We start from the raw sequence: 20064 nt of genomic DNA on the forward strand, positions 1-20064 counted from the left end.
TTGCTATCAAATATATAGCGGACTGCGCTTGTTATACCGGGGCTAGGGGCTGATTTCAATCAAAAGTCCTGCTTGGTGCCCGATTTGCTCGTTCTTGCGCACATAGCCCAGCGGGTTGGCCACGACGCGGCAGCGGCCTACCCGGTAGTCGCTGGGGGCATGCAGGTGGCCATGCAGCCACAGGTCGGCCTGCGGCAGCAAGTCGTCCAACGCGTTACAGAACCCCGCAGTACCCGGCACCAGACCATAGCGCGGGTCGGCGCTCTTCAAGCTCGGTGCGAAGTGGGTTACCACGACGGAGGGCCCCGCATGCGGCTCCCGTAGGGCCGTGCGCAGCCACTGCTGGCAGGTGAGCGCCTGCTCCCGCAAGCCGTCGGCCAGCCAGGGCGCGTCGTGGCGCGAAATCAGGGCCTTCTTCAGGTAGTAGTTGGCGGCGCGAAAGGCTTTTTCACGGGCTTTGAACTGGCGCTCCGGCGTCTCGCTCAGGGCGAGGGCGTCGAAATCTGTCCAGAGCGTGGTGCCGATAAAGCGCACGCCATCGAGCAGCAGGGTTTCCCGCTCCAGCCACTGGATGCCTAGGCGCTCGCAGGTGGCCCGCAAGCGGTGATGGGCGGTGTCAAAGTCCAGCGTGTCGTACTCGTGGTTGCCCGGGACAAACAGCACCGGTACCGGCCAGCCACGTAATGGGGAAAAACGCTCAAGCCCGAAGTCGTCGCCCGCCAGCTGCGAGCCGGGTTGGTAGGAGCCGATGTCGCCGGCCAACACCAGCAGGTCGGCATCCGGCAGCGGGGTCGCGTGCCAGTGGGGGTGGGCCTCCAGGTGGAGGTCCGAGAGCAGTTGAATCTTCATGCAGAAAAAATAGTTTGGCCCAGTGCCGCCACTTGGGTTCGCAGCCACGCGTGGGGGCTGGCACCGTCGAGGCGCTGGTGCCACAGGGCATCGACCTGGATGGGCGGCACGCTGAACGGCAGCTCCCGGATCACCAGTTGATCCGCAAAGCCCGTAACGTTCACAAAGTGGCGGGGCAGCACGGTCAGCAGGTCCGATTGCACCACCACCTTGCCGGCCGTAAAAAACTGGTTCACCGTCAGCACCACCCGCCGGGTGCGCTTGAGACTGACCAGCGACTCGTCAATAAAGCCAAAGGCGCGGCCTGAAAAGCTCACCAGCATGTGGGAGGCAGCGCAAAACCGGTCGAGAGTGAATTCGCCCACGGTGAGCGGGTGATCTTTGCGCATGACGCACACATAGTCCCCGACAAAAAGCCGGTGGTGCAAAAACGTTTCGGCGGCACCCGCTTGGGCGCGGGCGGTCAGGTCCGCCAAAACGGCCGGAAAATGGCCGATGGCGAGGTCTGCAGCACCTTCTTCCAGAACCTTGCGCGGGTCCCGCGTGGTCAGGGGTACCACCCGCAGTGAGACACCGGGCGCGTCCCGCGCCAGCACTTTCACCAGGCCGGGCATGAGCTCGGCGGCCGTGGCGTCCGCCATGGTCAGCACAAAGGTGTTGCTGGCTTCTGCCGGTTCAAACACGCTGGGTGCGAGAGAAGCTTGGAGTTTTTGCAGCGTTTCGCGCACGGCCGGCCACAGTTCCTGGCCCCGGGGGGTGGGCTCCAGATTTCTGCCATTGCGCACCAGCAGCTCGTCATTCAGCGCCTCGCGCAAGCGACGCAGCGCATTGCTGACGGCAGGTTGGGTGAGGTTCAGTTGCGACGCAGCGCGCGTGAGGCTGCGCTCGGACATGACCACATCGAACACCTTGAGCAGGTTCAGGTCAAAGGTCCGGAGGTTGATGCGGCTGGTGGGCATGGCTCGACTATAAATCTCGTGAATACCAAACATCACCAACATAAAGTTGAACAGCACTAGGGGAAACCCTATGATTCGCTCACTTCAGAAATTTTTATCCAGTGAGCATCAACCTTTTTAAGGAGTTTGCCATGACACAAGTTACCTCTACCCCCTATTTCTCGTATTCCACTGCACAGCCCCGTACCTCCCGCGTACGCCGCGAAAAAGTGGAAGCCTCCCGCACTTTGTCCGGCATGCTGCTGGCAGCCGTGTTGTCTGCCTTGTTGGTGGTGGCCGACCAAGTGATCGACACCTGGGTGGACGGTCACATGTTGGCAGCCTGGGTTGCCCTGTGGACCGTGGCATTTGCCGCCCTGGCGCTGCTGGCACCCCCACTGCGCAAAGTGTCTTCCGGTTTGGCCAGCATCATGGCGACTGCAGTCCAGAGCTACAAAGTGCGCCGCATGGAAGAAAAAATGTGGGAATATGCCCACCACGACCCGCGCATCATGGCCGAGTTGCAGCACGCTTGGCTGCGTAGCCAAAGCCAGATCTAACAGCTTCAACCCGCGTCCCGACCTACGCTCACGGGTCGAGACGAAAAAAAAGCCACCTCGCGGTGGCTTTTTTTTGCCTTGCCGGCAGCAGCCTCTTGCGCTGCAGCCGGCGTGGTCCGGCTAAGGCGGAGTGCGCCGTGCCGGACTCTGTGTTGTAACCCTCAGGCAGCCAAGCGCTGCGCCAGTTGGGCTTTGGTCTCTTCGAGTTCCTTCGGCAAATGGTAGGCCAGTTGGGTGAACAGTTCGGTGTGCAAGGCGATCTCGGCCTTCCAGTCGTCCTTGTTCAGGCTGGTCACGGAGTCAAACTGGGCTTGGCTGAAGTCCAGCCCGGTCCAGTTGATTTCAGAATACTGAGGTGCCACGCCAAAGCCGGTCTCGGTACCGGTGGCCTTGCCCTCCAAGCGGTCAATCATCCACTTCAAGACGCGCATGTTTTCGCCGTAACCGGGCCAGACGAACTTGCCGTCGTCGCCCTTGCGGAACCAGTTGGTCGTGAAAATCTTGGGTTGCTGGGCGCCGGAGGTCGCCAGCTTGGCGCCGATGTTGAGCCAGTGCTGGAAATAGTCGCTCATGTTGTAGCCCATGAAGGGCAGCATCGCAAACGGGTCACGGCGCACGATACCGGCCTGGCCGGTTGCGGCGGCAGTGGTTTCCGAGCCCATGGTCGCAGCCATGTAGACGCCTTCGGTCCAGTTGCGGGCTTCTGTCACCAATGGCACCGTGGTCGAGCGGCGGCCACCGAAAATGAAGGCGTCAATGTCCACACCGTTGGCATCGTCCCACTGGCTGTCCAGCGCAGGGTTGTTGCCGGCCGCCACGGTGAAGCGGGCGTTGGGGTGGGCGGCCTTGGCGCCGGTTTCCTTGGCAATAGCGGGCGTCCAGTCCTTGCCTTGCCAGTCGATCAAATGATCGGGCATGCCGCCGGTGTCTTTCTCCATGCCTTCCCACCACACGTCGCCGTCATCGGTGAGCGCCACGTTCGTGAAGATCACGTTTTTGTCCAAGCTGGCCATGCAGTTGGGGTTGGTGTGGAAGTTGGTGCCAGGGGCCACGCCAAAGTAACCCGCTTCGGGGTTGATGGCGTAGAGCTTGCCGTCGGCATTGGGCTTGATCCAGGCAATATCGTCGCCAATGGTGGTGACTTTCCAGCCTTCAAAGCCGGTGGGTGGCACCAGCATGGAGAAGTTGGTTTTGCCGCAGGCGCTGGGGAAGGCGGCAGCCACGTGGTACTTTTTACCCTCGGGGTTGGTCACGCCCAGGATGAGCATGTGCTCGGCCAACCAACCCTGGTCGCGGCCCATATTGGAGGCAATGCGCAGGGCAAAGCATTTCTTGCCCAACAAGGCGTTGCCGCCGTAACCGGAGCCATACGACCAGATCTCGCGGGTCTCGGGGTAGTGCACGATGTACTTGGTTTTATTGCAAGGCCACTTCACGTCGGCCTGGCCGTCAACCAAGGGTGCGCCCACGGTGTGCACGCAAGGCACAAAAGCGCCGTCAACGCCCAGCACGTCGTACACCGCTTTGCCCATGCGGGTCATGATGCGCTGGTTGACCGCCACATAGGCACTGTCTGACAGCTCAATGCCGATGTGCGCAATGTGCGAACCCAAAGGGCCCATGGAGAACGGCACCACATACATGGTGCGGCCGGCCATGCAGCCGTCAAACAGGGCGGGCGTTCCATCGGCCTGGCCGGTTTGCAGAATCTTGCGCATCTCTGCCGGGGCCATCCAGTTGTTGGTGGGGCCGGCGTTTTCTTTTTGCTGTGCGCAGATGTAGGTGCGGTCTTCAACGCGGGCCACATCGCTCGGGTCCGAGCAGGCGAGGAAGCTGTTGGGGCGCTTGAGGGGGTTGAGTTTTTTGAAAGTTCCGGCGTCAACCAATTGCTGGCACAGGCGCTGGTACTCTTCTTCCGAGCCGTCGCACCAGTACACGTCTTTGGGTTTGCACAGGGCGACCATGTCGGCGACCCAAGCGACCAGCGCAGGGTTTTTGACATAGCTAGGGGTGTTGAGGGTCAGGCCCTGCATCACGGGTGCGTTCATGAAAAGCTCCTAAGTTTGAAAACGTCTTTTCAAAATCAGTTGCTGCCACCTGCCCAGCCACGAACTTTGAGAAACCGGCTTCGCGTCATCAATGCGACCTGTAAGTCCACCATGACCGGGAGCTGATTCTATGAACTCGTACCCAAGTTACCAAGCGATTACCGACTAACTTTATGCAAAACCTGCATTGGTTTATGCGGCAAATAAAGTGGAGCCAAAAAAAGGACGCATTGAGCGTCCGGGTTGCTGCTTCTTCAATCTGTCAGGGGGAGCGCAGTGTTTTCTCAATGCTTGCCACCAAGCGCGGGTCTTCCGGCAGCATCTCACCCGAAAAACTGGCGACGACCGAGCCTTTTCTGTCCACCAGGTATTTGTGAAAGTTCCAACGCGGCGGGGTGCCGCTCTGGGCGGCTAACTCTTTGTAGAACGGGCTGGCGGCGCTCCCCGATACGGTGCTTTTGGCAAACATCGGGAATTTCACCCCGTAGGTGTTGAAGCAAAAATCTGCGATCTGCTTGCTGTTGCCTGGCTCTTGTTGGCCAAAGTCATTGGAGGGAAAGCCCAGCACCACGAAGCCCCGGCCCTGGTAGCGGGCGTGAATTTTCTCCAAACCTTCGTACTGGTTGGTAAAGCCGCAGTAGCTGGCGGTATTCACGACCAGCGCCACCTTGCCGCTGAACTGGCACAGGTTTTGAGGTTTATCGTCCTGCAGGCGGGGCACCGTTTTCTGCCAGAGAGGTGCACACAGGGCCTTGGGTCCGTCTTTCGGGGCGTCAGCCCGCGCGGTCATGACGACCAGCAATAAAAAAGCGGCCGAAGCCGCTTGTTTCCATGGGGTGCGCATGCGCAGGGCCGGTTTCAGGCCATCGACACGGCAATAAATGCCAGCAAGAACATCAACACCGCGCCCACGATAGGCAGCACGATGGGCATCAAGGGCACAACTTCGTCCACCGGATCGGCAGCGTGGTTGTCATCGGAATGAACGGGTGCAGACATGGTCGATCCTTAGCGTGTCGTTGGTATGGCGCAGATTTTAGCCTCAGCGGCATTGAATCGGGTGCAGTCATCAGGGTGCGTGACGTGGCGGGTACTTCACATGCAGGAAAGACTGCGTTATCGTGGCCACAGCACAAGCCAGTGCCGGAGGCGTTGGATGACCAAGCGTTCGTTGTTTATGCCCCAAGGGGGGCACCTGATCCCATCACCGGGCTTGGAGCGCGCGCCCGTTCTGGATCTGATGTGCTCGCACTTTGTGTTGACACTGGCCGCGCGCCAGGGCGCGAGCTTCAATGTCCGCCGGGACTTTAACGGTGTGGTCGGGCTGGCAGGCCGCCACTTGCTGTGGCCGGTGTCTGTGCTGGCGCGTCTGCGGGAGTTTCTGGGGCGGCGTTGCGTGGGCAATGAGCTCTGGCGGGGCCACGAAGCCCTGTCGCCCGCAGAGTTTTTGGAGCGGCATGGCGTTTGGTGTGGCCCCTACGACGAGGCCACCTTGTTCTTTTTTCTGGATGAATACGCCAAAGACCAACCCAAAGACTTGATCTCCGTGCTGGCGGTGACGGGTGATTGGCTCAACCACGCACTCAAAAAGCAGTCCACCCTCGTCGAAAAAAACATCAATGCGCTGGCGGGTCTGCTGCAGCTCAACAAGGCAGAGCGGGCACTGCTGCTCTACGGCACGCTGGCCCGCTACCAACGGGACATGCGCAGTATCTTGGTGGAGTTCAAGGTCAATAACGCGGCCGAGGCTTACGCGGCCATTGCCGAAGTCGCCCATGTCAACGCCCAGGAACTCGGTGAGGCCTTGCGCGCCGGTTCGCGGCTGGAGCGCATCGGCCTGGTCGAGAACTTGATTTCTGAGCACAACATCACCGACCTCGCCGACCTCATGAAGGTCAGCGAAAAGCTGCCCCCGGTGCTTATGCGGCAGTACCGCGACCATGCCGAGCTCATGGCCGTGTTCACCCGCCTCTCCGGCAAAACGGAGCTCCGGCTGGAGGACTTCGCCTTTGTGGCCGAGGACGCCCAGGTCCTGTGCCAGGTGCTGCAGCACGCGGTCGCCCGCAAAGAGCCGGGCGTCAATATCCTGCTGTACGGCCCGCCGGGTACAGGGAAAACAGAGCTGGCCAAGGTCATGGCACAAGAGGCCGGCCTGGAGCTCTTTGAGGTTGAATACGCCGACCGCGACGGCAACTCCCTCAGCGGCCGCGACCGCTACCGCTCGCTCCAGATTGCGCAGGTTTTTCTCAAAGGGAGTGCCCAAGCCGCGCTGCTGTTTGATGAGGTGGAAGATGTGTTTCCCCCTTTGTCGACAGAAACGGCGAGCTATCTTGCCCGCGCCGATGCCCAAGCCAGCCCGGCAAGCGGCAGCGTGAGTGGCAAGGCCTGGGTGAATCAAATCCTGGAGTCCAACGCCGTGCCCACCATCTGGGTGACCAACCGGATTGAACAGATAGACCGCGCTTTTCTCCGGCGCTTTGCCTACCACTTGGAGTTGAAATCCCCGCCGCCCGGTGCTCGCGAGGGCGTGGTGCGCAAAACGCTGGAAGGCATGCCGGTCAGCGACGCCTTTGTGGCCCGTCTCTCGGCCCGAAAAGGGCTCACCCCCGCACAAATTCGCACGGCAGCGCGATTTGCCCGGCTGAGCACCGCCGAAGCCGAAACCGGCGATGCTGCCCGACTCGAAGCCCTGATCGACCGGCAGTTACACAACGCGGACCTCGCGCTGGGCAGGCCACCGGCAGCGCAGGGCCGTGCACAGGCGCTCAGCCGCTACGACCTCGAGTACCTGAACATCGAATGCCGCTTCGCACTGCCGCGGATCGTGCAGTCGCTGGCAGCCCGTGGGCACGGTACCTTGTGCTTTCACGGTCTCCCCGGAACCGGTAAAACGGCATTGGCAGAGCACATTGCCCAAGCCTTGGGGCGGCCCCTGCTGATCAAGCGGGCCAGCGACCTGATGAGCAAATACGTGGGCGAAACCGAGCAAAACATGGCCGCCATGTTCCGCGAGGCGGAAGCTGAATCCACAGTGCTGTTGCTCGATGAGGCCGACAGCTTTCTGCAGGACCGGCGCGGGGCACACCGGAGCTACGAGGTGAGCGAGGTGAATGAAATGCTGCAAGGCATGGAGCGTCACCGTGGTGTTTTCATTTGCACGACCAACCTGATGGATCGCTTGGACGAGGCCGCGCTGCGCCGGTTTACCTTCAAGATTCAGTTCCTGGCACTTACGCCGGACCAGCGGGCGCGCCTGTTTGTGCAGGAAGCTTGCGGCAATGAGGCGGCTGCCCTCACGCCGGAGCTGCGCAGCCGACTGCAGCAACTCGACCAGCTCAGCCTGGGGGACTTTGCCGCGGTGAAACAGCAACTGCTGATTCTCGACGCGGAGATCTCCGCAGAAGAATTCCTGGAACAGCTCACCGCAGAGCACCGGATCAAGCCGCTGGTGCGTGAGCGGCGCAGCATGGGCTTTGTGAGCTGACTGGCGGTGCGGCTATCCAAATCCGGTGAAACCGGCATTTTGGTAACTCCGGTGAAACTTTTTTCAAATTCTTGTCAACCGCTCCCGCGTCTGGTGCGTGATATACCCAAGCGGGTGCATTTTCTCCGGGCCGTTGGAACCAAACCGGGGCATGTATTGCACTCTAGAGCAACCTAACGTGCAGTGAATATGCAAAAAAACACGATTGAAGTGCCTGAAAAAGGAACCTACAAGTGGCAGCTGTTTGACTACTGGTCGGGTGAATACCGCCAGACGCACGCCGCGCACAACGCTTACATTGCACTCAATTTCGCCGGGGCACTGGACGCCTGCAAGTCGAAATTCCAAACCTTGGTGCAACAGCACCGCGCAAAAGCCGCTGATGCGGCCACCGGTGCCCGCCACCAGCGCGCCATTGAGCGCCTGCAAAACACCCTGTCGGGTGCTGCGGTCGCCTACGAAAGCGGCTTTCACCGCCACTAAGCCCCACGGGCTTACTGGAGCGCGACGACCTTCAACACGTCGTCGGCATACGCCTCCAGCTTCTTCGCACCAATACCGCTAATGCCTTGCAAATCATCAATGGTTTGCGGGGCACGCTGGGCAATAGCTGCCAGAGTTGCGTCGTGAAAAATCACATAGGCCGGTAAATTGTGCTCCTGCGCCACCTCGGCGCGCCAGGCCTTGAGGGCCGAGTAGCGGAGCAAGCCTTCGCTGTCCAGATTGATAGGCGCCTTGACCACCGCGCCCAACCGGGCACTCTTGCGGGGCTTGCGCTCTGCCGGTGCCGACACAGATTCCCGCAGCATGACCGCCACATCACCCTTGAGCACTGCGCGGGATTCAGCCGTGAGTTGCAGGGTGTTGAAGGCTTTCGCATCCACTGCCACCGCCCCCATGGCAATGAGTTGGCGCAACACGCCGCGTAGCTGCAACTCGCTGAAGTCTTTGCCGATGCCGAAAGTGCTCAGGGCTTCGTGGCCGTATTGGGTCACTTTTTCGGTGGTTTTGCCGCGAACAATGTCCATCAAATGCCCGGCCCCGAAGCTCACCCCGCTCATCTGCTGAATGCGGTAAACAGTGCTGAGCAGTTTGCGGGCGGCATCCGTGCCGTCCCAAACATCGGGCGGATTCAGGCAGTTATCGCAATTCCCACATTGCCCCCACGCTCCGCCGCTCTGCGGGTCGCTGCCCCCCGGGGGGGCTAATTCCCCTTGGGGCGGCCCGGCGGGGAATTGTGGCCCACGTCCGTATACCTCGCCAAAATAACCCAGCAAGCGGACGCGGCGGCAATCGGTGGCTTCGGCCAAGCCGAGCAGGGCGTCGAGCTTGCCCCGCATGACTTGCTTGAATTCTTCGCTGGCCGGGCTCTCGTCGATCATGCGGCGCTGGTTCACCACATCTTGCAGTCCATAGGCCATCCAGGCGTCTGCGGGCAGGCCGTCCCGCCCTGCCCGTCCGGTCTCCTGGTAGTAGCCCTCGATATTTTTGGGCATGTCGCGGTGCGCCACAAAGCGCACGTCCGGCTTGTCGATGCCCATGCCAAACGCAATGGTGGCCACCATGACAATGCCTTCCTCGCGCAAAAACCGGTCCTGGTTGTTCTGCCGGACCTTGGTGTCCAGCCCGGCGTGGTAGGGCAGGGCTTTGATGCCGGCGTCCACCAGCGTCTGCGCCATGTCTTCTACTTTTTTGCGGCTCTGGCAGTAGACGATACCGGCCTCGCCCTCGTGCTCCCGCTCGATAAAGCGCAGCAGTTGGGTGGTGGAGTCTTTTTTCTCGACGATGGTGTAGCGGATGTTGGGGCGGTCAAAGCTGCTCACAAACGCCCGGGCGTCTTCGAGTTGCAGGCGCTCCAGAATGTCGGCGCGGGTCAGGTCGTCGGCGGTCGCGGTGAGCGCAATGCGGGGCACACCGGGGTAGCGCTCGTGCAGCACGGTGAGGTTGCGGTAGTCGGGCCGGAAGTCGTGGCCCCATTGGCTCACGCAGTGGGCCTCGTCAATCGCAAACAGGCTCAGTTTGCCGCGCTCAAAGAGCGAGTCCAAGAGCGCCAGAAAGCGCGCATTGCTGACCCGCTCCGGGGCGGCGTAGAGCAGGGTGATCTCGCCGCGGAGCAACTGTTGCTCAATCTGGTAGGCCTCGTCGCTGCTCAGGGTGCTGTTCAAAAATGCGGCGCTCACACCGGCTTCATGCAGGGCGCCCACTTGGTCGTGCATTAGGGCAATGAGGGGCGAAATGACCAGCGTGGCGCCCAAGCCCGCTTGCTGACGGGCGATGGCGGGCACCTGGTAGCACAGGCTTTTACCGCCGCCGGTGGGCATGAGCACCAGCGCGTCGCCTCCGGCAATCACATGTTCCACGATGGATTCCTGCGGCCCCCGGAAGGCGGGGTAGCCGAAAACATCACGAAGAATGGACAAGTGAGGCACTAAATTGCTATCAAAACAGGAGCTATCTGCGCAGTATCTGCGAGGGCTAAAGGCCAAAAACATGCCAAACCAGCCGGTCGGGCAGCGTAGCGGCACTCGGGGGTGCAGCGGGGGCTATTGTCGGGCATGGGCGCAACCGGGCTGGCGGGGCGGCGGCAGATGTCGTTTAAAATCGCTGCTACCCAAGGGGCGCTGCAGCCGGGGTCTGCCAAACGGCGGAACCGGTCAGGCTTGGGGACTCTCAACCGCGCTCACTTGTTTGTAACCACACAGTGAGCCGCACCATGAAGCCCATCACCTACACCCGCGCCCAAGCACTCCCCGGCATTCTGGCCAGCCGCATCGCCATTCTGGACGGCGCTATGGGCACCATGATCCAGCGCTTCAAGCTCGGCGAAGCCCAGTACCGGGGCGATGGCTACACCGGCCCCGGCAGCCAGGGCGACCGGTTCAAAGACTTCCCCAAAGACGTGAAAGGCAACAACGAGTTGCTCAGCCTCACGCGCCCGGACGTGATCACCGACATCCACGAGGCCTACCTCGCCGCCGGTGCCGACATGATCGAAACCAACACCTTCGGCGCCACCACCGTGGCCCAGGCCGACTACGACATGGCCGATCTGGCGGTCGAGATGAACCTGGTGTCCGCCCAACTGGCGCGCGCTGCCTGCGACAAGTACAGCACGCCCGACAAACCCCGCTTTGTGTGCGGCGCGCTAGGCCCCACACCCAAAACCGCCAGCATCAGCCCCGATGTGAACGACCCCGGTGCCCGCAACGTGACCTTTGAAGAGCTGCGCGCCGCCTACTACGACCAGACCAAGGCGCTGGTCGAGGGTGGGGCCGATGTGATTCTGGTGGAAACGATCTTTGACACCCTTAACGCCAAAGCTGCGCTGTTTGCGGTGGACGAGTACTTTGAAGCCAGCGGCGAGCGCCTGCCGATTTTGATCAGCGGCACGGTCACCGATGCGTCGGGCCGCATTCTGAGCGGGCAGACGGTCACCGCCTTCTGGCACAGCGTGCGCCACGCGCAGCCCCTGGCCATCGGCCTGAACTGCGCGCTGGGCGCGGCGCTCATGCGCCCCTACATCCAGGAGCTGAACAAGGTCGCTACCGACACCTTCATCAGCTGCTACCCCAACGCCGGCCTGCCCAACCCTATGAGCGACACCGGGTTTGATGAAACGCCGGATGTGACCAGCCGATTGGTGCGCGAGTTTGCCGCCGAAGGCCTGGTCAACATCGTGGGCGGCTGCTGCGGCACTACGCCTGATCACATCGGTGCGATTGCCCAGGCGGTATCGCCGCTGGCGACGCGCAGAGTGCAGCGCGGGTATTTTTATAAAGAGGCGGCTTGAGCCGCGACATTGCCATGAAAAAAGTCGCCTGGGGCGTGCTCAGCACCGCCAAGATCGGCATGGAGAAGGTCACGCCCGCGCTCATGCGCAGCCAGTGGTGTGATGTGCAGGCTATCGCCTCGCGTTCCTTGGAGGGCGCGCAGGCGGCGGCTGGCAAGTTGGGTATTCCCAAGGCCTACGGTTCGTATGAAGAACTGCTGGCCGACCCGAGCATTGAGGCCATTTACAACCCTCTGCCGAATGACCAGCATGTGCCTCTGACGCTGGCAGCAGCCCGCGCCGGCAAGCATGTGTTGTGCGAAAAGCCGATCGCCCTCACGGCTGATGAGGCCGCGCAGCTGCGCGAGGTGGCGGGCAAGGTGCACATCATGGAAGCCTTCATGGTGCGCTTTCACCCGCAGTGGCTGCGCACCCGCGAGCTGGTGGAAAGCGGCGCCTTGGGCGAAGTGCGGGCGGTCCAGGTGTGGTTCTCGTACTTCAACCGCAATGCGACCAATATCCGCAACGATGCCAGCAAGGGCGGCGGCGCGCTCATGGACATTGGCTGCTACCCCATCGTAGCGGGTCGGTTTTTGTTTGGCACCGAGCCGGTGCGGGTGATGGCGCTGGCCGACATGGACCCCGACTTTGGCGTGGACCGCACCTTCAGCGCGCTGCTGGACTTTGGCCACGGCCGCCGCTTGGACTTCACGGTGTCCATGCAGACCACGCCCTACCAGCGGGTGCAGGTCATCGGCACCGACAAACGGGTGGAGATCGAGATTCCGTTCAATGCGCCCCAGGGCCATGAAACCCGCATCTTGGTGGACGACGGCAAAGTGTTGGGCGGGCGCGAAGCCGTAGTCGAAACCTTTGCCGCCTGCGACCAGTACAGACTGGAGGGCGATGCCTTCTCGCTCGCCATCCGGGGCGTGCAGCCTTTGCAGTACGGCGTGGAAGACGCCATCCAGAACATGCGCATCATCGATGCCCTGTTTGCCTCCCAGTGCACCGGCGCCTGGGTTGCGGTGTAAGCCGCTGAATTCTGATTTTTAGGTCAAATATGCCTCAAGCCCCCGTATCCATTGCGCCAGTAGCTCCTGAAAACGTAGCGCCCATGTTGCTCTCCGGTCTGGAGCCTATCGCCATTGACGCCAGCAGCCTATTTGTGAACGTGGGCGAGCGCACCAACGTGACCGGCTCCAAGGCATTCGCCCGCATGATTCTGAACGGGCAGTTTGAAGAGGCTTTGGCTGTGGCCCGCCAACAGGTGGAGAACGGTGCGCAGATCATCGATATCAATATGGACGAGGCCATGCTGGACAGCCAGGCGGCCATGGTGCGCTTCCTGAACTTGATCGCCTCCGAGCCCGATATTTCGCGCGTGCCGATCATGATCGACAGCTCCAAGTGGAGCGTGATCGAGGCCGGTCTGCGCTGCGTGCAGGGCAAGGCGGTGGTGAACTCCATCAGCATGAAAGAGGGCTTGGACGAGTTCAAGCGCCAGGCCAAGCTGCTGCGCCGCTACGGTGCCGCCGCCGTGGTCATGGCCTTTGATGAGAAGGGCCAGGCCGACACCTACCAGCGCAAGGTCGAGATTTGCGAGCGCGCCTACCGCGTGCTGGTGGACGAGGTGGACTTTCCGCCTGAAGACATCATCTTCGACCCCAACATCTTCGCCATTGCCACCGGCATTGAAGAGCACAACAACTACGCGGTGGACTTTATTGAGGCCACCCGCTGGATCAAGCAAAACCTGCCCGGCGCCAAGGTGAGCGGTGGGGTGAGTAACGTGTCTTTCAGCTTCCGGGGCAACGACCCGGTGCGCGAGGCCATCCACACCGTGTTCCTGTACCACGCCATCAAGGCAGGCATGGACATGGGCATCGTGAACGCCGGTATGGTGGGCGTTTACGACGACTTGGAGCCCACCTTGCGTGAACGCGTGGAAGATGTGGTGCTGAATCGCCGTGAAGACGCGGGCGAACGCCTGGTGGAAATTGCCGAAACCGCCAAGAGCGGCGCCAAAGACGAGAGCAAAAAACTCGAATGGCGCGGCACGCCCGAAGCCCCGGTGGCCGTGGCGCAGCGCCTGAGCCACGCGCTGGTGCACGGCATTACCGACTTCATTACCGTGGATACCGAAGAGGCCTACCAAGACGTGCTGGCCAAGGGCGGCCGCCCGCTGCACGTGATCGAAGGCCCGCTCATGGACGGCATGAACGTGGTGGGCGACTTGTTCGGCCAAGGCAAGATGTTTTTACCGCAAGTGGTGAAAAGCGCCCGCGTGATGAAGAGTGCCGTGGCGCACTTGCTGCCCTACATCGAGGCGGAAAAGCTCGCCATGGTGGAAGCCGGTGGTGAAGCCAAAGCCAAGGGCAAGATCGTGATTGCGACCGTGAAAGGCGATGTGCACGACATCGGCAAAAACATCGTCACCGTGGTCTTGCAGTGCAACAACTTTGACGTGGTCAACATGGGCGTGATGGTGCCCTGCCACGAGATTCTGGCAAAGGCCAAAGAAGAGGGCGCGGACATCATCGGCCTCTCCGGCCTGATCACCCCCAGCCTGGAAGAGATGCAGTACGTGGCCGGCGAGATGCAGAAGGACGAGTACTTCCGCAGCCGCAACATTCCGCTGCTGATCGGCGGCGCAACCTGCAGCCGGGTGCACACCGCTGTGAAGATTGCGCCCAACTACGAAGGCCCAGTGATCTACGTGCCCGATGCCTCGCGCAGCGTGAGCGTGGCGCAAAGTCTGCTGAGTGAGCAAGCGTCCAAATACATTGCCGAGCTCAACACCGACTACGACAAAGTGCGCCAGCAGCACGCCAACAAAAAGCAAATGCCTATGTGGCCGCTGTCGAAGGCGCGGGCCAACAAAACGCCGATCGACTGGGCGGCGCATTTGCCCACCGTGCCCAAGTTCATCGGCCGCCGCGTGTTCAAAAACTTCGACCTGACCGAGCTGGCCAAGTTCATTGACTGGGCGCCGTTCTTCCAGACCTGGGATTTGGCAGGCCCGTTCCCCGCCATCCTCAAAGACGAGGTGGTGGGCACCGAGGCAGTGCGCGTCTACGCCGATGGGCAACGCATGCTCAAGCGCCTGATTGAAGGCCGCTGGCTCACTGCCAACGCGGTCGTGGCCCTGTACCCGGCCAACACGGTGAACGATGACGACATCGAGTTCTATACCGACGAGAGCCGCACCGAGGTTGCCATGACCTGGTACGGCCTGCGCCAGCAAACCGAGAAGCAGGAGATTGACGGCGTGATGCGCCCCAGCCGCTGCCTGGCCGACTTTGTGGCCCCCAAGGGTGTCAAGGCCGACTACGCGGGCCTGTTTGCGGTAACCGCCGGCATCGGCGTGGATAAGAAGGAAAAATATTTCCTCGACGACCATGATGACTACTCCGCCATCATGCTCAAGTCGATTGCCGACCGCCTGGCTGAAGCCTTTGCCGAGGCGCTGCACCACCGCGTGCGCACCGACCTCTGGGGCTATGCTGCCGGCGAGTCGCTGAGCAATGAAGACCTGATCGGCGAAAAATACCAGGGCATCCGCCCCGCGCCCGGCTACCCCGCCTGCCCGGACCACAGCGTCAAGAAAGACATGTTTGCTCTGCTGCAGTGCGACGAGGTGGGCATGACCGTGACCGAGAGCTTGGCCATGACCCCGGCGGCCAGCGTGAGCGGCTTCTATATCGGCCACCCCGACGCCACCTACTTCAACGTCGGCAAGATCGGCGACGACCAGGTGCACGACCTGGCCGAGCGCCGCCAGCTGGACCGCGCAGCGCTGGAGCGCTTGCTGGCGCCCAACCTGTAAAGCGGGCAAGTGTGACCAAGTAGGCACATCGCCGGAAAGTTGTCTCCGGCTGTGTACCTTTGGGTGGCGAGGCGCGTTGAATCGGGGTCACTCCAAGGTTCACACCATGCGCACCAAGCACTTTTCCGGTCGATTTCTGGGCACCAGCCTTGTCTGGGTGTTGGCGGCCTGCCTCACCCTCACCGCCTCGTGGGCGCAATCGCAGCCCTTGGCGGCTGTGGCGCGCAGCGCAGCGTGTAGTGATTGCGGAACCGTCGAATCAGTCACCGAAGTCCCCGGCGACCCCTCCCGTAGCGGGGTGGGCGCGGCCATCGGGGCTGCGGTCGGGGGCCTGATTGCCAACAAAATCGGTGGCGAGGAGGGCAAAACCATGGCCACCATCATCGGGCTCCTCGGTGGCATGTGGGCCGGCAATGCCATTGAAAAGCAACTCAAGCAAAAGCCCGGCTACCGCATCGTGGTGCGCATGCAGGACAACACGCAGCGCACGTTTGAGCAGGATGCCGCCTTGCCGGTGGGCGCGCAGGTGCGCGTGCAGGGCAGCACGCTGGTGCTGCTAGAGAGTGAAGTCACCTCCGAGTCCACCTGAGTTCCGGCCGGACTGCGTGCTGTCGGCCGGAGCAGCTTTACCCAGCGTTACAAAACAGATACCTCCCAGCCGGCTGGGCTGTGTACCTTCAGGCCCTGTCGGGCGTTAGCTCACATGCAGGCACTCTTTTGGTGGCCTGCGGGTCTGATTGAAGGAGATGTATGTCGACTGTTGTGTCAACTCCCGGTGCCGTAGCGGCCACGGGTAACAAATGGATGTGGGCTGCCATGGGGGCGCTGGGAGCCAGTACCTTGGCGTTGGGCGCGGTGGTGCTGCACCAGCAGAGCGCGGCCACACCCGCCGAAGTTCCTTTGGAAGTGCTGGCTATCAGCACCCCTGCTCCAGCGCCGGCTGCGCCACTGCCGGCGCCCGAGCTTGAGAAAAACATGCCAAAACAAGCAGTAGCGCCCGTAAAGAATGCGCCTGTAGCTCCTAAAAAAGTAGCAACCAATCTGCCGGCAAAAACTCCCGCGCCGGTGGCTGAGGTGGCCGTGGCGCAAGCGGCAGTCAGCCCGGTGGCGACGCCCTCGACCCAGCCAGCCCCGGTGCGTCTACCGGCCAAAGTGGTTTGTGCGCAGTGCGGCACCGTGGAGGCGGTGACTCCGGTCCAGCGGGAGAGTGCCAACCCCAGCGGTGCGGGCGCGGTGGCTGGAGCCGTGCTGGGCGGGCTGGTGGGCAACCAGTTCGGCGGTGGCGACGGCAAAGCGCTGGCCACCATCGCCGGTGTGCTGGGCGGCGGCTGGGCGGGTAACACCGTAGAAAAGCGCCTCAAAAAGGAAACTGTTTATTTAGTGGATGTGCGCATGGAAGACGGTAGCTTGCGCTCTATAGAGCAGTCTGCACCGGCGTCTGTCGGCCAGGCGGTACGGGTCGAGGGTGGGCGCATCAGCCCGGACCCGGCGGTGAATGAGCGCAATCCCGCCTCTTTTTCAAGCGCTACTTGAGGAGCCCCCGTGCTATTATTTTTGCAAACCGCAAAAGGAATAGCGCATGAACATGGCAACGGCTACGCCCGGTGCGCCGGACGCTCCGCGTCCCCCCCCGGGCCGCCCTGAAAAGCTGCGTTTGGGCGATGTGCTGGTTCAGCAAAAGCTGATCTCGCAAGAGCAACTGCAGCAAACCCTCGATTTGCAGCGCACCACCGGCAAAAAGGTCGGGCGCCTGCTGATCGAAACCGGGGTCATCACCGAGGAGCTGTTGGCCAACGGCTTGGCGCGGCAGCTGCGTATTCCTTTCGTCAACCTCAAGACATTCCCTTTCCGCGCTGACGTTGTCAAAATTTTGCCCGAGGCGGCAGCCCGCCGCTTCAAGGCGCTGGTGCTGGAAGACAAGGGCGATGTGCTGCTGGTGGCGCTGGCCGACCCGCTGGATTTGTTTGCCTACGACGAACTCACCCGCCTGCTCAAGCGCAATATCGGCATAGCTGCCGTGCCCGAGAGCCAGTTGGCGCTGGCCTTTGACCGCCTGTACCGCCGTACCGAAGAAATCAGCGGCTTGGCCCGCGCCCTGGAAAAAGACCTGGGCGATGCCGTCGATTTCGGCGAGCTCACCGCCAGCGTGGGCCTGGAGGGCGCGCCGGTGGTGCGTTTGCTGCAGTCCTTGTTTGAGGATGCGACCCAGGTCGGCGCGTCGGACGTGCACATTGAGCCGCAAGAGGGCTTCTTGCAAATCCGCGTGCGGGTGGACGGTGTGTTGCAAACCCAAACCCAGGCGGACAAGCGCATTGGCGGGGCTTTGGCCCAGCGCTTGAAACTCATGGCCGGGCTGGATATTTCAGAAAAGCGCTTGCCGCAGGATGGGCGCTTCAGCGTGCGCCTGAAGGACAACACGATTGACGTGCGCCTGTCCACACTGCCCACCACCTATGGCGAGTCGGCCGTGATGCGCCTCTTGAACCAAGGGGCCGGTATGCGCCGCTTGGACACCATCGGCATGCCCGAGGACATGCTCAAGCGTTTTCGTGATGTGCTGTCCCGCTCGTCGGGCATGGTGCTGGTGACTGGCCCCACAGGCTCCGGAAAAACGACCACCTTGTATGCCGCCTTAGCCGAAATCAATGCCGCTGAGCTGAAGGTCATTACCGTCGAAGATCCGGTGGAATACCGCCTGCCTGCCATCACCCAGGTGCAGGTCAATGACAAGATTGAGCTCACCTTTGCCCGCGTGCTGCGCGCTTGCCTGCGCCAGGACCCCGACGTGATTCTGGTCGGTGAAATGCGCGATGCCGAGACTGCGGAGATCGGGCTGCGCGCCGCCATTACCGGCCACTTGGTGCTCTCGACCCTGCACACGCGCGATGCCATCAGCACCCCGTTCCGCCTGCTGGACATGGGAGTTCCCCCTTTTATGGTGGCTACCTCTCTGCAAGCGGTGATTGCGCAGCGCTTGTTGCGCCTGAACTGCCAGGAGTGTCTGGCGCCGCACACGCCCACTCCTCAGGAGCAATCCTGGATGGAGGCCATGCTGGAGCCCGGCGAAACCCTGAAGCCCAAGCGGGGTCTGGGTTGCTCCCAGTGCAACGGCACCGGTTATTCGGGCCGTCAGGGGGTGTATGAGCTTCTGGAAATGGACGCCGCGCTGACCCACGCTGCCAGTCAGAGCGACCCCGCCGGCTTTTTGCGCACTGCGCGGGAGCGCATGAAGGGCCAGACCATGGCCTTTCATGCCCTGCAATTGGTGCGCGCCGGCAAAACGTCTCTGTCCGAAGCCTTGCGCATCGGGTTTGATGCAGACGGCGATGAGGCCATGTTGGGCTGACCATGGCAATCTACGACTGGCGCGGGCGCAACAACCGGGGTGAGGCCGTAAGCGGGCAGCTGGAGGCCATGACGGAGGGCGGCGTGGCCGACCAGCTCATGTCTATGGGTGTTGCACCGGTGCACATTGCACTGTCCAAGTCGATAGAAACCAAAGAAAAAAAAGACCCCTTGGCGTTCTTAACCGCCCGCCCTGTGGACGTGGACGATGTACTGATTTTTTCGCGGCAGATGTACACGCTGAACAAGGCGGGTGTGCCGATATTGCGTGCCTTTGCGGGGCTGGAGGCCTCGGCCACCAAGCCCGCCATGGTGGAGTTACTCAAAGATGTGCGCTCCAGCCTGGACCAGGGGCGTGAGCTCTCTGTCGCCTTGGGTCGCCATGTGGCCTTGTTCGGGAATTTCTATATTTCCATGATCCGGGTGGGCGAGATGACCGGCCGGCTTACCGAGGTGTTTTTGCGCCTTAACGAACACATGGAGTTCGAGCGGGACGTGCGCGAGCGGATCAAGCAAGCCACCCGCTACCCCAGTTTTGTGATGATGGCCATGGCCGCGGCCGTGGTGATTTTGAATATTTTCGTGATTCCGGTGTTCGCCAAAGTCTTTGCGGGCTTCAACAGCGAGTTACCGCTCATCACGCGGGGGCTGCTCGGTTTTTCCAACTGGATGATCAACTGGTGGCCCCTCTTGATTGCACTCGCTGTCGGGGTTGCGGTGGCCTTGCGTGCGTATTTGCGCACCCCCGCTGGCCGCTACAAATGGGATGCGCGCAAGCTCAAGCTCCCCATCATCGGGGACATTATTCTCAAAGCCACGTTGGCCAGGTTTGCCCGCAGTTTTGCCCTGTCCAGCCAAAGCGGAGTGCCTTTGGTGCAAGCACTCACGGTGGTGGCTCAGACGGTAGACAACGCGTTTATCGGCGCCCGCATCGAGCAAATGCGCGACGGCATCGAGCGGGGCGAAAGCATTTCGCGCTGCGCGGCTGCCTCGGGCGTGTTCACACCGGTGGTGCTGCAGATGATCAATGTGGGAGAAGAGACTGGCGAACTCGACAACTTGTTGTTTGAAATTGCCGGCATGTATGAGCGGGAAACCGACTACAGCATCAAAGGCCTGTCTGCAGCGATAGAGCCGGTGCTGTTGGGCGTGATCGGCGTGTTGGTATTGTTGCTGGCCTTGGGCGTGTTCCTGCCTTTGTGGAACATGGGGCAGGCTGCCATGGGCCGGGGCGGCGGTTAA

General features: G+C 61.7%; 16 protein-coding genes and 1 riboswitch. Of the genes, 10 read left to right on the plus strand and 6 right to left on the minus strand.

The genetic code is table 11. The annotated features are described in order from the left end of the window. Positions 1 to 42 precede the first annotated feature (42 nt). Positions 43 to 849 (minus strand): metallophosphoesterase, encoded by an 807-nt coding sequence (locus tag QZW03_RS10645; RefSeq protein WP_296509976.1) that lies wholly within the window; start codon positions 847 to 849, stop codon positions 43 to 45. Next, a complete protein-coding gene (locus QZW03_RS10650; RefSeq protein ID WP_296509977.1) occupies positions 846 to 1808 on the minus strand; it encodes a LysR family transcriptional regulator in 963 nt (320 codons plus the stop codon). The genes QZW03_RS10645 and QZW03_RS10650 overlap by 4 nt, the downstream gene beginning before the upstream one ends. Positions 1809 to 1939: 131 nt before the next feature. Between QZW03_RS10650 and QZW03_RS10655 the strand changes: the two genes are divergently transcribed. After that, positions 1940 to 2347 (plus strand): hypothetical protein, encoded by a 408-nt coding sequence (locus QZW03_RS10655; RefSeq protein ID WP_296509978.1) that lies wholly within the window; start codon positions 1940 to 1942, stop codon positions 2345 to 2347. Between the two features lie 161 nt (positions 2348 to 2508). Here QZW03_RS10655 and QZW03_RS10660 read toward each other — a convergent pair whose 3' ends face one another. The 3 genes from QZW03_RS10660 to QZW03_RS10670 form a co-directional block, all read right to left on the minus strand. Then, entirely contained in the window at positions 2509 to 4395 is a 1887-nt protein-coding gene (locus QZW03_RS10660; RefSeq protein ID WP_296509979.1) for a phosphoenolpyruvate carboxykinase (GTP), read from the minus strand. 262 nt (positions 4396 to 4657) lie between these two features. Beyond that, on the minus strand, positions 4658 to 5239 hold the full coding sequence (locus QZW03_RS10665) for a glutathione peroxidase (RefSeq protein ID WP_296509980.1): 582 nt from the start codon (positions 5237 to 5239) through the stop codon (positions 4658 to 4660). A gap of 14 nt (positions 5240 to 5253) precedes the next feature. Next, complete coding sequence (locus QZW03_RS10670) at positions 5254 to 5394, minus strand: hypothetical protein (RefSeq protein ID WP_296509981.1); 141 nt, start codon at positions 5392 to 5394, stop codon at positions 5254 to 5256. Between the two features lie 157 nt (positions 5395 to 5551). On the opposite strand from QZW03_RS10670, the gene QZW03_RS10675 reads away from it, so the two are divergent. Next, complete coding sequence (locus QZW03_RS10675; protein ID WP_296509982.1) at positions 5552 to 7879, plus strand: ATP-binding protein; 2328 nt, start codon at positions 5552 to 5554, stop codon at positions 7877 to 7879. Between the two features lie 189 nt (positions 7880 to 8068). Continuing rightward, positions 8069 to 8362, plus strand: coding sequence for a hypothetical protein (locus tag QZW03_RS10680; RefSeq protein ID WP_296509983.1), 294 nt, complete (start codon positions 8069 to 8071; stop codon positions 8360 to 8362). An 11-nt stretch (positions 8363 to 8373) separates the two neighbouring features. Here QZW03_RS10680 and QZW03_RS10685 read toward each other — a convergent pair whose 3' ends face one another. Then, a complete protein-coding gene (locus QZW03_RS10685; RefSeq protein WP_296509984.1) occupies positions 8374 to 10371 on the minus strand; it encodes a RecQ family ATP-dependent DNA helicase in 1998 nt (665 codons plus the stop codon). 115 nt (positions 10372 to 10486) lie between these two features. After that, positions 10487 to 10568, plus strand: a riboswitch (S-adenosyl-L-homocysteine riboswitch). 24 nt (positions 10569 to 10592) lie between these two features. Here QZW03_RS10685 and QZW03_RS10690 point away from each other — a divergent pair. The 7 genes from QZW03_RS10690 to QZW03_RS10720 all read left to right on the plus strand — a co-directional run bounded on the left by QZW03_RS10690 (position 10593) and on the right by QZW03_RS10720 (position 20064). Continuing rightward, positions 10593 to 11669, plus strand: coding sequence for a homocysteine S-methyltransferase family protein (locus tag QZW03_RS10690; protein ID WP_296509985.1), 1077 nt, complete (start codon positions 10593 to 10595; stop codon positions 11667 to 11669). Next, positions 11666 to 12682: a Gfo/Idh/MocA family oxidoreductase gene (locus QZW03_RS10695; RefSeq protein WP_296509986.1), complete on the plus strand. Its 1017-nt coding sequence runs from the start codon at positions 11666 to 11668 to the stop codon at positions 12680 to 12682. Before QZW03_RS10690 ends, QZW03_RS10695 begins: the two co-directional genes overlap by 4 nt. 29 nt (positions 12683 to 12711) lie before the next feature. After that, positions 12712 to 15477, plus strand: coding sequence for a methionine synthase (gene metH, locus QZW03_RS10700; RefSeq protein WP_296509987.1), 2766 nt, complete (start codon positions 12712 to 12714; stop codon positions 15475 to 15477). 106 nt (positions 15478 to 15583) lie between these two features. Then, the gene (locus QZW03_RS10705) at positions 15584 to 16066 is read left to right on the plus strand and encodes a glycine zipper 2TM domain-containing protein (protein ID WP_296509988.1); all 483 of its coding nucleotides are present in this window, start codon (positions 15584 to 15586) and stop codon (positions 16064 to 16066) included. A 161-nt stretch (positions 16067 to 16227) separates the two neighbouring features. Then, the gene (locus tag QZW03_RS10710) at positions 16228 to 17010 is read left to right on the plus strand and encodes a glycine zipper 2TM domain-containing protein (RefSeq protein WP_296509989.1); all 783 of its coding nucleotides are present in this window, start codon (positions 16228 to 16230) and stop codon (positions 17008 to 17010) included. A 46-nt stretch (positions 17011 to 17056) separates the two neighbouring features. Then, complete coding sequence (locus QZW03_RS10715) at positions 17057 to 18823, plus strand: GspE/PulE family protein (RefSeq protein WP_296509990.1); 1767 nt, start codon at positions 17057 to 17059, stop codon at positions 18821 to 18823. Between the two features lie 2 nt (positions 18824 to 18825). Then, on the plus strand, positions 18826 to 20064 hold the full coding sequence (locus QZW03_RS10720; RefSeq protein ID WP_296509991.1) for a type II secretion system F family protein: 1239 nt from the start codon (positions 18826 to 18828) through the stop codon (positions 20062 to 20064).

The organism is Rhodoferax sp. (genome assembly GCF_013297935.1).
Classification (GTDB): domain Bacteria; phylum Pseudomonadota; class Gammaproteobacteria; order Burkholderiales; family Burkholderiaceae_C; genus Allorhodoferax.